This is a genomic window from Exiguobacterium algae (genome assembly GCF_018617875.1).
Lineage (GTDB): Bacteria > Bacillota > Bacilli > Exiguobacteriales > Exiguobacteriaceae > Exiguobacterium > Exiguobacterium algae.
This window is the reverse complement of record NZ_JACSKZ010000003.1, coordinates 170,597-185,507: the sequence shown is the minus strand read 5'-3', so window position 1 is coordinate 185,507 and position 14,911 is coordinate 170,597. Positions and strand designations below refer to the sequence as shown.

Genomic DNA, 14,911 nt, shown 5'->3' with positions numbered 1-14,911 from the left:
AGGGGGAAAGAAAGGAGAATGAAAAAACCCGACCAATAAAAGGTCGGGTTGGGGGTCAAGCGCGATCCCAAAAACGAGCTTGAGCTATCGCGTCGATAAATGAGTCGAATCCATCGAGGTTATGCTCAGCAAAATTGAAGACACCAGGTTGGTCCCTCTTCACACGACACGTGGAGAGTGCCTCTTTATGATGCACATGAAGAGCGAGCGGTTTATAGTGTTTGTACGTATTCTCGATAAATTCGAGCACGTCGTCTTCAATTTTTTCTGCTGCACTCACTAAGAAGGCAGCATCAAATAAACTAGAGTCTACGGTGTCATATGTTTCCTTCACTTTTAAATCGCCCAGCGTATACGCTTTTTTGCCGATGAGGCTATAGTTGATCCGGTTGTCTGCCAATGTTTGAACCCATTGTTTCACTTGATTCGCATCAACGTCACCGACAAGGAGAAGTGCGACGCTCTTCGTGTCCGTTTTTTTGATCGTGTTCGCCATCGAGAGGGCAGGAGAGGTCTTGTCCAATTCAACTTCATGGTTTTCCTCAGGTGCACTTATTCCCAAGTTGTCTGCGACGACTTCGGCGAGATGACGATCGATATGGTTTAACAAATCAACGGCATTTTCTTTCACCATGTCAGATTCGCATTTCCCGAGTTCAAAGCTGCAGGCGTCCTGAATGTGTTGCTTCTCAACGTCGGTCATACTGTTATAGAAGAGTTTTGCTTGTGAATAAAAATCGAGGAAACTGTCGCTTCGTCCTCGGATTTTATGTCCCTCAATCTTTTCTTGATAGTGCTCAAACCCGCCTTGTTCAACTGGAACCGGCTCGGGTTGATTGTCATTGAGGGCATTTTTGTGATAGCTGGTTTGACCTTTATGGACAGTCATTTGATGCATTCCGTCCCGTTGGTTGTTGTGGAACGGACAGACCGGTTTATTAATCGGGATTTGATGGAAGTTTGGTCCACCAAGACGTGATAATTGTGTATCGGTATACGAGAATAGGCGACCTTGTAGGAGTGGGTCGTTTGAGAAGTCGATTCCTGGGACGAGGTGTCCTGGGTGAAACGCGACTTGCTCGGTTTCTGCAAAGAAGTTATCGACATTTCGGTTCAATGTCATCTTGCCGACAAGTTTAACGGGAATGTCTTCTTCCGGCCATAGCTTAGTTGGGTCCAGTAAATCAAAATCATATTTGAATTCATCTTCTTCAGGAACAAGTTGCAGACCAAGCTCCCATTCAGGATAATCCCCTTTTTCAATTGCTTCATACAAATCAACTCGATGGAAATCGGCATTCTTTCCGAGTGCTTTTTGGGCTTCGTCCCACACTTGAGAATGGACACCAAGCTTTGGTTTCCAGTGGAATTTGACGAAGTGAGATTTACCTTCTGCATTGACGAGTCGGAACGTATGCACCCCGAATCCTTCCATCATGCGAAGGCTGCGGGGAATGCCGCGGTCACTCATCGCCCACATAACCATATGTGCCGTTTCGTGATTTTGTCCAACGAAGTCCCAAAATGTATCATGCGCACTCCCGCCTTGGGGAACTTCTGTATGTGGTTCAGGTTTGACCGCATGGATGAGATCAGGGAACTTAATGGCATCTTGGATAAAGAAGACCGGCATGTTATTTCCAACCAGATCGTAATTTCCTTCGTCTGTATAAAATTTGGTTGCGAATCCCCGAACATCGCGAACCGTATCTCCAGAACCTCGTGACCCTTGGACCGTCGAGAAACGAACAAATACCGGTGTTGTCTTCGATGGATCGTTTAAGAAATCAGCTTTTGTGAACTCGGCAAGAGGTTCATATACTTGAAATTCTCCATGGGCTCCGACACCACGAGCGTGAACAATCCGCTCCGGAATTCGTTCATGGTCGAAATGCGTCATTTTTTCCCGGAAGTGAAAGTCTTCAATTAATGTCGGACCCCGACGTCCTGCTTTAAGCGAGAATTCGTCTTCTGCCATCTTTAGCCCTTGATTTGTCGTAAATCCGGCTTTTTGCTCGTTATTAATTGTATGTTGTTTTAACTGCTCCTCTTTCTTGTTTCCCATATGATTTCCTCCCTTAAGTATAACTGACCCTATAAGTCCCGATTTGACCTACTGTATGGATGTTCCCTATACGTTATAAACAAACCCTCTTTTTTGAAAAAAGAGGAAATTTGGAAATAGAAAAACCGCAGACATCTGTCTGCGGTCCAAAAGTTATTTTTTAATGACGACCGATGAAGGGGTTGCCCCTTTTGCATAGGTGATTCGTTGGACGTTCTTCGCTCCATGAATCTCAGCGAGGTTCTCTCCATCTACGATGACTTCTTTTACCACAGCTCCGTCAAAGTCGATCACGGCACCAGCCTGTTTCGGTTTGACCTGGACGACGACATCTTTGAGTGCGTCACCTGTCAATTCCGTGTAAGCTCCGCGTACGAAGATTCCGTTTTTGAAGTGTGTCCCGCTGCCGATCGTCACCCCGATGAAATCGTCCTGAAGGACAAGGCGTGCAGCAGGGTGGTTCTCAACCGTATAGCGTGTCAATTCAGGACCAGGAGTAAAGTCGATTTGTGCGAGGACCGGGTCATGGTCACTTGCACGGCCTGACATTTCTGTAAAGTCGGAGTTGACGTGAATCATATCGATTTTCGTTGAGGCGGCAAGGTGGTTCGAAACGAGAATGTGGTCGAGTACTTGCGAGTTTCCTTGATAGACATAGGAATAACGGTCTACAGCAGGAACTTTTTCGACCATGTTCGTCATCAAATCACCTTTAAAGATTTGAAGCGCCTCTGAAAATTCGAAGTCATTGAAATCACCGAGTGCGACGACGTTCGCCTCTGGATTTTTCGTTTTCACGTCGGCAACGAAGTTATGAACGACTTGTGCGATTTGTTTACGTTGAACCTCACTGCCGAGAATGACCGGTTGTTGTGAACCGAAGAACCCGGTGTCTCCACCTTTTGAGTTCCAGTGGTTCGCGATGACGATGACGTTTTCGCCTTGGAAGTCGAACTGTGCAGCAAGCGGCTTACGAGAACTGTCGAATGCCGGGTTTGTCGGATCGATGCGGCCAGGGTTATGCGTCAACTTGCCATCCGCATAGCCGACAGCCGTTGTGGCATCACCGGCAGGCATTCCTTCCGTCAATGAGACGCGTTCCGGGTCGTACAGGAATCCGACACGGATGTTGGCGTTTGGAGCTCCACCGTCCTGGTTGTTCTCAGGGTCGATGTTGACGTATTTGTAAGTCTTCCCGCCGACCGCGACAATATTATCGATTAAGCGTTGATAGCTTTGGTCAGCCGAAGAGTCGCCAGCATCTTGACCGTTGTTATCCTGTACTTCTGTGACTCCGATAATGTCCGGACTGTTCAACTCTTCAACAAATGCTTTTGCCAATTTGAGCGCTTTCTCGTCAGACGTCTCTTTGACGTTGTTTGAGAAGTTCTCCAAGTTGTATGAAGCGATCGTTAATTGATCTTCTTCTGCCTGAATGAACGTCTTCTCGCGCTGAGCGTCGCCCTTCACGAAGGCGGCTTTCATCTCTTCGAGAGAAGCTTGAATTTTATAGTTGCCGTACGAATAACTGACGACTCCGACAATCGGGCCGTTGAAGCGGTCGCCTGTCGCGACGTCGAAATCACGCGCCTCTGCATTCGGTTCCAATCGGAATTGGATACGCTCAGGATTCGGATCGTTTTTCTTGAGTAAAATCCCGCCGTTGTATGTTTCCGTCGGCGTTTCTTCAAGAACCGTGACTAAATCACCGTATTGTTGTGGTCCGACCGACTTCAAGTTGTTCGTCTCGACACGCATGCCTTCGAGGCTTTCCCAGAAATCGATGGCATCTTTGTCCGGATTGAAGACAGCAAGGTTGTCACTGTCGATGAATTCCGTCGGCAGGTTCGACGCATCGATCGTAATCGGAGCGGGGAGGGTGACACCGCTTTGAAGCACGTCGACCGACCCGTAGCGCACATCGAGTTCTGTCATCTTCATATCTGTTTGTTGACGGTCGCTATACCCTTCGATGGCGTATTCGCTGACTTTCCCCTTCACTTTGACCAAATCACCGACTTGGATTCCGGCAATCGAGCGTCCGCCGTAAAGGACGATTCCTTCCGAGGTCCGTGCGTCCTGATCCGCTTCTGCATCCGGTGTTTGAATGAAGTAATACGTTGTCCCGCTCGAGACGAACGTCGATGTGACGACGCCTTCGACACCTTCTACTGTTTGTCCGTTCATCGGAGATGTATGAGAAGCACCTTGAATATCATGGATCCGGATTTTATCTGTGATTTTATAATCGTAAGTCGTGACAGCACTGAACGTTTCGCCCGTTTTGACGACTGTTTTTAAAGTCGTTGACGCATCGATATGGATCGGTGCTTCGTAACGTGTCCCGCTCACTTTCGGATCTGAACCGTCTAACGTGTAGAAAATCTCTGAATCCGCCGTCGTCGTTGCCAACGTGACGTCTTGAGGTCCGATGAATACGCCAGCGCCTGGTGTCGCCACAGCAGGGCGGAGCACCGACGTGTCAATTAACGTGTCGGAAGGGTCGCGTGGGATGATTTGATAGGCATCATCGAACTGCTGAACGATTCCCGTGATCGATGAATAGTTCACGTCTGTCTGCAAATCAAGAATGTTGCGCTCGTCCCGAACGATGAAGTCCGTCGTTCCGTCTGTCGCGACTAAGTTTTGTCCACTGCCCGAGAGCGTGACGTTTTGAACGGTTACGAGTTCCGACTCGACGTCCTCATTGATTTGTTCCCCAGTCAAAACTTGTGCTGCTGGGAGTGTCGCTGCTTGTTTTGAAACGACGACGGCACTGTTCAATTGAAGAAGTTCACGGTACGAACCGACAACGCCTGTGACAACGATCTCGTCACCGACATTGACCGCGAGGGACGTCGGACGAATTGAAAGACCGCCCGTTGCGTCTTGAATCGAAATCGTATTGGCGAGTTTGGCTGTGACGACCCCTTTGACGGTGACGTTTTCGCCTTCTGCAGTGGCCCGTGCATCTGCGATTGAAATCGGCGTGACCGGTGCAGGTGGTTCAGCGGTGCCACCATCCCCATATTCGACGCCGTGGAATGTATGTTTCCCGAGATTATCGAAAGTGTCTTGCGGTGTCGAAGTCCACTCTACCGTTGGGTCAAAGGCATCACTGCCATCACTGTCACCTTGTGTCACCGTATCTTTACGGATAAGCGATTGCTCGGCAGTAGCGACAGTTGTACCCCATTTTGATCCCGGGTCAAATCCGAGTTGCCCGAATACATCGAGGACCGTTCCGCCCTTTTTCAATATGATTGTGTCATCCCCGTTGAAGTTGGTCACACTGCTCGTTGTATTCGACTTTGCTTTTAATGCGTCAGACGCACTGCCATTTACGATGACGTATGTAGCACCGGGTGCTAACGTTCCTGTCAGATTCAACGTGTTCCCTGCAGTGGTGCCTCCGTTTGAATACAATTCGATTGTGTAAGCGGAAAGGTCGATCGTCGCGTTCGTTCCGTTGAACAACTCAATCGCTTTGTTGTTACTTGACCCTTCCACATATTCAGAAATAAATAAATCAGTTGCGTCCAGTAACCCCTCAGCTTGGACAGTTGTCGCGAGCGGCGTCATACTGCCGGCAATCAGTCCGACAGATAATGCGAGACCGGTCGCTTTCTTGAATGAACGTGCATGTTGTTTCCCCATGTTCTTGTCTCCCTTAGTTTAAAAGTCCGATACAAGTGCCCCGTTCGCTGTACCTATTAACGAATAGACGTGCCCCCTTTACGTCTAAAACAAAATGGTAGCGCTTACATTAAACGACTTGCCACAAATTTATGTGGATTCTTTCATCTCTTGTAAAGAAAGCGAAACCATCTTCCAACTTTTCGACTACATGTTAAACATAACCAAGCAGACGTCGGAACTCAATCGTCTAAACACGAAGTTATGATTACATTTTGATTACAAGGTGAATGGGATTTTTAAACTTGACGATTAAACATATAAATTCTACACTGTTTTAATGTTGACTAATTTTATATGTTAAGTTTGTTTTTTAGGAGGCGTTCATGAAAGAGACAATCTATCCTGTCATTCCTGGGGCAGGAACATTTTTCTTCGAAGGAAATGAAACCGGCGTTTTGCTGTGTCATGGATTTAATGGGACCCCGCAAAGTGTGCGTGACGTAGGAATCGATTTGATGGAACGAGGGTTTACCGTCTACGCCCCCCGACTCACGGGTCATGGGACCGCTCCGGAAGATTTTGAATGTTCGACGAATCGATGTTGGTATAAAAGTGTTGTGGAGGGAATTGAGCGATTGCGGGAGACGTGTGACACCGTCATCGTTGCAGGACAATCGATGGGCGGTCTTCTGGCGATCAAGGCCGCATTGGAACACAAGGTGGATGCGATTGTGACCATTAATGCAGCCATGTCTGTACCGGGATATGCTTGCCATGAGGCGGAGACGACTTGTCGATTCATTGACGAAGATGCACCGGACCTTTTGGCCGAGGATGTTTATGAGATCATCTACGACCGCGTTCCGACGAAAGCGATTCGCGAATTGTTGTCGTTAATTCAGGAAATTCGTCCCCGTGTACAGGAACTTCAAGTCCCGACTTACGTCATTCATTCGGCCGTAGACAATGTCGTCCCCCCGGAAGACTCGATTTGGTTATATGAACAAATTCAAACGCCGAAACAATATGCGGTGCTACAAAATGCATACCATGTGGCAACGATGGATCATGATAAGAACTATCTGGCCATGCTGATCGGGACATTCTGTGAACAAGTTTCGACGCTTCAACGAAATGCAGTCTGACGACTGCATTTTTTATGTTTTGAATTCTTTGCAAACGCTTGCACTAATGCTATTGTAAGACTAGAACAATACCTTTACTGTAGGAGGCGCGCGTCAAATGGAAACGACGTTCAGTCAGACAAAACAACCTGAAGTGGCCCGTGCATGGTGGAAAGAAGCCATCGCATATCAAATTTATCCGCGTAGTTTCAACGATTCTAACGGAGATGGAATTGGCGATCTTCGTGGCATCATCGATAAACTGGATTACTTAGAAGACCTTGGGATTGATGTCATCTGGATTTGTCCGATGTATAAATCCCCGAATGACGATAATGGATATGATATCAGCGACTATCAGGATATTATGGATGAATTCGGTACGATGGAGGACTTTGATGCCTTGCTCGAAGCCGTTCATGCCAAAGGGATGAAGCTGTTGTTAGACCTTGTCGTCAACCATACGTCTGACGAACACGCATGGTTCGCAGAATCAAAAAGCTCAAAAGATAATCCGAAACGCGACTGGTATATTTGGCGGGACGGCAAGAATGGTGAGCCGCCGAGCAACTGGGCGAGTATATTTGGGGGATCGGCCTGGGAATACGACAAAGAGACGGACCAATACTATTTGCACGTCTTTTCGAAGAAACAACCGGACCTGAATTGGGAGAACCCTGAAGTTCGCACGGCAGTATATGACATGATCAACTGGTGGCTCGACAAAGGGGTGGATGGCTTCCGTGTCGATGCAATCAGTCATATTAAAAAAATGCCGGCTGATACGATGCTGCCTTCTCCGGAAGGGAAACCGTATGTCACAGCTTTCTCGATGTATTCGAATATCGATGGCATTCACGACTACCTCCAGGAAATGAAACGTGAGTCGTTTGCGAAATATGACATTATGACTGTCGGCGAAACAAATGGGATTGAGCCGGAAGAAGCCGATTTATGGATGGGACCGAAGAACGGTGCGATGAATATGGCGTTCCATTTCGATCATGTCGACATTATGCGCCGTTCACGACTGTCTTCACTTGATGTCGTGGCGCTAAAACAAGTCTTCGACAAGTGGCAGCAAGGCTTGCTCGAGACAGGGTGGAATGCACTCTACATCGAAAACCATGACATGGTGCGGGCTGTATCGCTCATTGGCGACGAGAATCATTACTGGCGGGAAAGTGCGACAGCACTCGGGATGATGTATTTCTTCATGCACGGCACACCGTTCATTTATCAAGGGCAAGAGATCGGGATGAAAAATGTTCCGCTTCCATCGATTCATGATTATGATGACGTGGCGACGAAAAACGAGTATTTTGAACGGATTGCCAATGGAATGAGCGAGACGGACTCGATGCAACAAGTATGGGGAACGTCGCGCGATAACGTGCGGACCCCGATTCAATGGGACGCTTCCCCACATGCCGGGTTCTCGACAGCAACACCTTGGATGCCGATTCATGAAGAGTATGAAACGTTGAACGTAGCCGCTCAACTAGATGATCCGCATTCAGTACTATCGTTCTATAAAGCGATGATCCGTCTTCGCCGTTCAGAAAAAACATTCACTTATGGAAGCTACCGTGACGTCCTGCCGGAACACACACAGGCGTTTGTGTATGAGCGGGCTTTCGAAAACGACAGATTTATGATCGTCGTCAACATGACGGCCAACCCGGCCGAAGTGACGTTAGCTGACATCGCCACGGCGACGCTCGTGTTGACGAATGAGATGGATCCGGAGTCGATTGACACGGAGACGTTCATGTTGAAACCCTATGCAGCACGCCTCTATCGTCTTTGAATCAGTAAGCACCTTCCGTTCGGAAGGTGCTTTTCAGGAGGGATTGGATGCACATCATTGAATTTGAAAATGCGGATACGACGGAACGAGTCGTCATCCTCGAAGCAAATCGGGAGACGCTGATCCTTTCTATTCATCACTCCATCGAGATGGTGCCGATTGAAAGCTACCTGATTTTCGGTCAAGACCTCATGCTGGCTTATGAACGGTTGGAAGGGAAAGCACGCTTAGAAAACCGGACAGGGCAGACGGTCCTCGATGTGACACTTCGAAGGGGAAAAGTTTTAGTGACCTTCTTCCCGGGTGACGGTCAAAAGAGCATGGAGACCGATCAAAGTTATCTGACGACAGCCGTTCGCCAAGTCGGACTCTGGGAATAGGCTGTGACAAATAAGGGAAAAGGGCATATGATAGAGGATGACTAAATGAAAAGGGGTGACGGGCATGGATGGAACAAAACGTGCGGACATTCGCCCAGGACTCCACGTCCAAATCGTCTTGAAACAAGATCAACGCAGTGGAAAGTTAACGAAAGGGGTCGTCAAAGATATCTTGACGAACTCGCCGCGGCATCCACATGGCATCAAAGTACGCTTGAACGATGGACAGGTCGGTCGTGTGAAAGTGATCGAAGCTGGGGGTGAATGATATGAGTGAAAAGAAATTAAGTTTGCAAGAGGCAATGAAGCAAAAGCTCGCTGAAAAAAAGCAAAACCAAACGAAAGTACCAACAGGACTTCATGGAACGAAGCAAAAACCGTTGACGAGTCAGTTGACGAAAAAGCCGAATAACCAGAAGAAACGTACTGGTATTTAATCAACAGCCGCTCACGATGAGTGGCTGTTTTTAAATTCGTGTGGCAGAAAAAATAAAGAAATAAAAATTTTTTAAAAATTTATGTAAGCGTTTTAATCGTTGGTATATAGGGAATAATGCATGTTAATTTGTGAAGAAAAAGTGAACTAACCTGTAAAAAAAATATTGCAAATTGTCAGAATCTTTGTATAATTCAAAACTAAGAGATCATAAAAAATCTTCAACTTTAGATTCACACAACAGGGAGGAACTTATTCTATGGAAGCTGTACAAAATTTATTGCAAGGTAGCGTCGATTTCTTAAATGGCATCTTATGGACATACGTCTTGATCGTCGCACTCGTTGGAGCAGGGATTTACTTCACGGTAAAAACCCGTTTCATTCAATTCCGTTATTTAAAAGAAATGTTCCGAGCTGTTACGGATAAATCAGACGTAACTCCATCAAAAGATGGTAAGAGCATCACACCAATGAAATCATTCTTCATCGGTGCCGCAACTCGGATTGGTACTGGTAACCTTGCCGGGGTCACAGTAGCCGTTACACTCGGTGGACCAGGAGCAGTATTCTGGATGTGGATTGTCGCCCTCCTCGGTGGAGCAACAGCGATGATCGAGAGTACACTCGCTCAGGTATATAAAGTAAAAGATGACGTCGCATACCGTGGCGGTCCGGCTTACTACATCGAAAAAGGTTTGAACAACCGCGCACTTGGTATCGTATTTGCGATTCTCATCGCTTTAACATTTGGTCTTATTTTCAACTCGGTTCAATCAAACACAATCGCAGCAGCGTTTGACAATGCGTTCGGTATCGATGCTGCAGTTGGTGGGGCAATCTTGGTTGTTCTCACAGGTCTCGTTATCTTCGGTGGTGTTCAACGTGTTGCGAACTTCTCGGCCGTTGTTGTTCCAGTTATGGCCGTGCTCTATCTTGTCATCGCACTTTACGTTGTTGTCGTGAACTTCGCTGAACTTCCAGCAGTATTCGCTATGATCTTCAAGAGTGCATTCGGTTTAGATGAAGCAGTCGGCGGTGCAGTCGGTGCTGCTATCTCGAACGGTGTACGTCGCGGTCTCTTCTCGAACGAGGCTGGTATGGGTTCTGCGCCAAACGCGGCTGCAGCAGCTGAAGTATCACACCCTGCGAAACAAGGTTTCCTTCAATCACTCGGTGTATTCTTGGATACGTTGATCGTTTGTACGGCGACAGCAGCAATCATCCTTCTTTCTGACAGCTATGCTTCAGGTAATGGTGAAGGGATTGTTCTTCTTCAAAACGCATTGACGGAACAAATCGGAGCACTTGCTCCAGCATTCGTCGCAGTCAGCGTCTTCTTGTTCGCTTTCAGTTCGATTGCAGGAAGCTACTACTACGGTGAAACGAACATCGAATTCATCAAGAAGAGCAAACAAGCAGTCTTTGGCTTCCGTCTCGCAACAATGGCTTTCGTCTTCATCGGAGCCGTTTCGAGTCTCGGATTTGTATGGAGCCTTGCCGACCTCTTCATGGCAGGGATGACATTGATCAACATCACGGCAATCACATTGCTCGGTGGCGTCGCCTTCAAAGTCCTCAAAGACTACGAAGACCAACGTGCACAAGGACTCAACCCACGCTTCTCAGCTCGTAAACTCGGAATTGAGAACACAGAATGTTGGGACGTGGAAGAAGACGAAGTGGCACAAGGAACTGTCCAAGCGGCAGCAGCTGACACTTCAAAATCATAATACGTGAAAAGCAACAAACAGGGACCCTGCGCATCGGGGTCCCTGTCTTTTTATGTTATGCATTTTGACGCATCGGTTTGATCGTCTCGGTATCTGGTTTGTTTAAATAGAGATAACTTCCGGCAACGAATAGCGCGCCACCGACAATGTTTCCAAGCGTCGCAAAAATCAAGTTGTGGATTGCGCCACCAAAGTTGATGAGATCCGATGGGACGTAATGGAGAGCTAGTGCGAAAACGCCCATGTTTGCAATCGAGTGTTCGAACCCGGCAGCAAAGAAGACGACGACCGGAATCATTGTTAATAAAATTTTGGCGACATCGTTTTGCGTCTTGAGCGGCATGAAGATGGCGATACAGACGAGGACGTTACACAAGATTCCTTTTAAGAAAATTGCGAGCGCGTCACCGCTCATTTTTTTGGCTGCGACGACGGCGAGTAAATGCTCACTGGACACCTCACCCATACTATGTGCTCCGATGACAAGAAGAGAGAGTAGGGCTGCACCGACTAGGTTACCGAGCCAGCTGACGCTCCATATCTTAGCTAAGTCGTTCCAAGAAACGCGACCACGGTTCGCGCCGGTGAATAAGTACATTGTGTTGCTCGTAAATAGTTCTCCACCCATCCAAACGATGAAGACGAGTGCAACAGAGAAACTCGCTCCTGCAATCAACATCGTGCCGGGTACGTCGATAAACATATTTCCGACCGTGAAGGAAAAGACGACACCGATTCCGATTAAAAATCCGGCGATGATTGACCGGAGTACGTATTGACGAAATGAGTGATGAAGCATTGAAGATTTTTTATACGCGGCTTCTTCCATATAATCGATCACTTGTTTTTCCATCAAGAAAACCTCCTTTTAGACCCTTTCAGTCTAGGAGTTTGGATAAAAGTTTGCAATCGTTTTCACAAACTTTTAAGAAGTTCTCACACGTTCGTTCACATCGTCGCCACGAGTTCGACCTTGATTCGGTCCGGGTCTTCGAAGTAAAGAGCCGTATAATTTGGTCCGCCGGCGTAAGGGAACCGGTCAGAATAGAGCTCCTGAAAGCCGTGTGAGGTAAGCTGTGAACGGATGCTTTCAAGTTGCGTCATCGATTTTGCGTGAAACGCTAAATGATTCAATCCGGTCTTTTTTCGGTGATAGGGTGGGGAAAGGTGATCTTGCTCCGTTTGGACAAACACAATATATGTGTCACCGAAACGATAACTTCTACCCTCTTCCCATTTCTGATAGAGCGTGTAATCAAGTTGTTCACAGAGTAGCCATTCCCAGGCGTTTATACTCGTTTCCAGGTCAGATACGTACAATTCGACATGGTGGATCATAGGAATCCTCCTTTCGATGGACGTTTGAAAACAGTCCATTCTGTATAATTGAACTATACAACGAAGTCAGGGGGAAGCATATGGATAGAACAGGGCTCGTCTCCAATATCTTGATTGCCGGGAAGACCGGGGTCGGTAAAAGTGCGTTCATCAACTATATCTACGGGCACGATGTCGCCGAATCACGAGCAGGGAGTCCGGTGACAGACGAAGGACTCCATCAATATGATTATTATGACCTCGAGCGGGGCATTTTGTTTCGTTTCTATGATACATGGGGGCTGGAGGCGGATCGGTCTGAGGAGTGGCACCAATCTGTTCTGGCGACGGTGAATGAACGGGAAGGGGCACTCGACATATCAGAATGGTTTCACACCATATACTATTTGCTGTCTGTACAGTCAGGTCGGGTTGAAGCATACGAAATCGAGTCCATCTTAAAACCGCTATTTGCAAAAGGGAGTAACGTCACGATTATTTTGACGAATTTTAATGCGGAAAACGAAATGAGCATTGAAAAAGCGAATGCGATGGAGCAGGTGTTGATCCGTGAGCTACCGATTGACCAGTCTTCCATCATTCGGGTAAACAGTGTGGAGAAAAAGTTACTAACGGGACAAGTCGTCCCGACGAGCGGTTATGAAGCGGTCTGGCAACGGAATCGAACGAATCTTTGGAGAGACATTGAACGGAAACTGCCAATCAATTTGACGAATCATTTGTTAGAAGAAGTCGAAGCGTGGCGTGATCGAAGCAATCAATCTGCAGAAACCATCCGCATGCTGACTCCCCAAGCCATGATTAGCTGGAAAGCTCGAAAAATTGAGAAAGACCTGTCTAAAACGCTTGAACAGGCGGCGCTCACCACGGAAGACGCGATGGCTCAAGGCGTACTGCATTATATTCAACTAATGGAACGGTACCCATTGGTCGGACAGCAGCGTGATCAACTATTCAAAACCAAACGGGTGGAACTCGGATTTGACTATTCGTTTCAACAAACCATTCGTAAAATGGTGCTCGGGATGATTCCGGTGGTGCATTTTATTTATTGGGCGTTCAAACGACGAACCGCCGAACGGGGGATAAAAAAGGCTGTAGCGCAGCAATATGATTCAGTTCGTCAGACAATCGAAGAGGATGTAAGGAGAGGGTTTGAAAAAGAAATGCGTCGACTTGGTCAGACGCTGAATCCAGAAGGGGGAATTTGAGTGGCGACGGGAAAACGATTTGACTTAAGCGATTACGATTTAGCGGGTGAACTGGAACGATTACGCGGGAATGTGAAGAAACCGAACATCTTGATTGCGGGGGCAACGGGGGCCGGAAAGAGTTCGGTCGTCAATCATGTCTTTGGTCGGGACTTAACAAAAGTGGCCGCCGGTGAACCGGTCACGCGAGGCATCCATGAGTACAAAAGTGATGATGTCGCCGTTATCTTATATGACAGTGAAGGATATGAAATCGGAAGCGAACGGCAGCGGGCCTACGAAGAGGAAGTCATTGGATTCGTCGAATCGGCACAATCGAAAGATGCCGCGGCACGTATTCATCTCGTCTGGTATACGATTAACGCCTCAACGAAGCGGGTCACACCACTGGACCGGTCTTTAATCAAGCGATTGAGCGAGTGGACGTCTGTTGCGGTCGTCTTCACTCAGATTGATCAGGTGGACCTCGAGGAGTTGACAGCGCTTCGGCAAGAACTGAACGATGTCATCTCGGACGATTCCGTGTTTCAAGTGAGTGTCGCCAAAGAATTACTGGAAGAGGAGGCGTTCCAGCAATACCTGGATTGGGAGCGTCTAATCCGTTGGTCGGTCGAAGAATTGGATGGATCCCTGCAAGAAGGGCTGTTGATGGAAATACGGGCAGAGAGTAAAGCGATGTTGGATCTGAAACGGAAAAAAGCGCAGCGTATCATTTCCGGATATGTGGCGAGTGCCGGAACAGCGGCTGCGGTACCGCTTCCGTTTGCAGATGCGATTGCTTTAACACCGATCCAAGTGACGATGAGTGTCCATTTATTCCGATACTGGGGAATCAATGCGAGCGATGAACTGTTAAGAACCTTGATTGGAAGTACGATCATTCCACAAATCGGGCGTACCTTATCCAAAACGATTCTGCTGAACGTGCTGAAATTCTTCCCCGGTGCGAATGCGGCAGCGGGCGTCATCAATGCAACGGTAGCATCAGGCATCACCTGGGCGATTGGATTGGCGATCAATGAAGTCGCTTACCGAAATGCCATGGATTCCTCAAAAACGATTGAACAGTTGCTGAATCAAGACTTCAGTACACTATTTGAAAAGTTTTTAAAGCAAAATCCAGAGACAGATCGCACCTCATAACGACCTGGATAAGTGAGAATGAAAAGAGGGGAA

The 14,911-nt window shown here is 47.5% G+C and carries 12 protein-coding genes; 8 read left to right on the top strand and 4 right to left on the bottom strand.

Annotation, left to right across the window (positions count from 1 at the left end):
* Positions 1-55: 55 nt before the first annotated feature.
* Both KNP03_RS09675 and KNP03_RS09670 read right to left on the bottom strand, forming a co-directional pair.
* Complete coding sequence (locus KNP03_RS09675; RefSeq protein WP_214828807.1) at positions 56-2,065, bottom strand: catalase; 2,010 nt, start codon at positions 2,063-2,065, stop codon at positions 56-58.
* 153 nt (positions 2,066-2,218) lie between these two features.
* A complete protein-coding gene (locus KNP03_RS09670) occupies positions 2,219-5,722 on the bottom strand; it encodes a lamin tail domain-containing protein (protein ID WP_214828805.1) in 3,504 nt (1,167 codons plus the stop codon).
* A 365-nt stretch (positions 5,723-6,087) separates the two neighbouring features.
* Between KNP03_RS09670 and KNP03_RS09665 the strand changes: the two genes are divergently transcribed.
* The 6 genes from KNP03_RS09665 (at position 6,088) to KNP03_RS09640 (ending at position 11,186) form a co-directional block, all read left to right on the top strand.
* Positions 6,088-6,849: an alpha/beta hydrolase gene (locus KNP03_RS09665; protein ID WP_214828803.1), complete on the top strand. Its 762-nt coding sequence runs from the start codon at positions 6,088-6,090 to the stop codon at positions 6,847-6,849.
* Positions 6,850-6,982: 133 nt separating this feature from the next.
* Positions 6,983-8,638, top strand: a complete 1,656-nt coding sequence (locus KNP03_RS09660) for a glycoside hydrolase family 13 protein (protein ID WP_214828967.1) — start codon at positions 6,983-6,985, stop codon at positions 8,636-8,638.
* Between the two features lie 47 nt (positions 8,639-8,685).
* On the top strand, positions 8,686-9,018 hold the full coding sequence (locus tag KNP03_RS09655) for a hypothetical protein (protein ID WP_214828802.1): 333 nt from the start codon (positions 8,686-8,688) through the stop codon (positions 9,016-9,018).
* Between the two features lie 64 nt (positions 9,019-9,082).
* A complete protein-coding gene (locus KNP03_RS09650; RefSeq protein WP_214828801.1) occupies positions 9,083-9,286 on the top strand; it encodes a YwbE family protein in 204 nt (67 codons plus the stop codon).
* Between the two features lies 1 nt (position 9,287).
* Positions 9,288-9,455: a hypothetical protein gene (locus KNP03_RS09645; RefSeq protein ID WP_214828800.1), complete on the top strand. Its 168-nt coding sequence runs from the start codon at positions 9,288-9,290 to the stop codon at positions 9,453-9,455.
* 258 nt (positions 9,456-9,713) lie between these two features.
* Positions 9,714-11,186 carry an alanine/glycine:cation symporter family protein gene (locus KNP03_RS09640; protein WP_214828798.1) on the top strand — a complete coding sequence of 491 codons (1,473 nt, stop codon included), beginning with the start codon at positions 9,714-9,716 and terminating at the stop codon, positions 11,184-11,186.
* Between the two features lie 55 nt (positions 11,187-11,241).
* Here the strand turns inward: KNP03_RS09640 and KNP03_RS09635 are convergent, their stop codons facing one another.
* Both KNP03_RS09635 and KNP03_RS09630 read right to left on the bottom strand, forming a co-directional pair.
* A complete protein-coding gene (locus KNP03_RS09635; protein WP_214828796.1) occupies positions 11,242-12,039 on the bottom strand; it encodes a formate/nitrite transporter family protein in 798 nt (265 codons plus the stop codon).
* Positions 12,040-12,134: 95 nt separating this feature from the next.
* Positions 12,135-12,524 carry a VOC family protein gene (locus KNP03_RS09630; protein WP_214828793.1) on the bottom strand — a complete coding sequence of 130 codons (390 nt, stop codon included), beginning with the start codon at positions 12,522-12,524 and terminating at the stop codon, positions 12,135-12,137.
* A gap of 80 nt (positions 12,525-12,604) precedes the next feature.
* Here KNP03_RS09630 and KNP03_RS09625 point away from each other — a divergent pair, with 80 nt between their 5' ends.
* Positions 12,605-13,735 carry a GTPase gene (locus KNP03_RS09625; protein ID WP_214828790.1) on the top strand — a complete coding sequence of 377 codons (1,131 nt, stop codon included), beginning with the start codon at positions 12,605-12,607 and terminating at the stop codon, positions 13,733-13,735.
* On the top strand, positions 13,736-14,878 hold the full coding sequence (locus KNP03_RS09620) for a YcjF family protein (protein ID WP_214828787.1): 1,143 nt from the start codon (positions 13,736-13,738) through the stop codon (positions 14,876-14,878).
* The last annotated feature ends 33 nt before the right edge of the window (positions 14,879-14,911 follow it).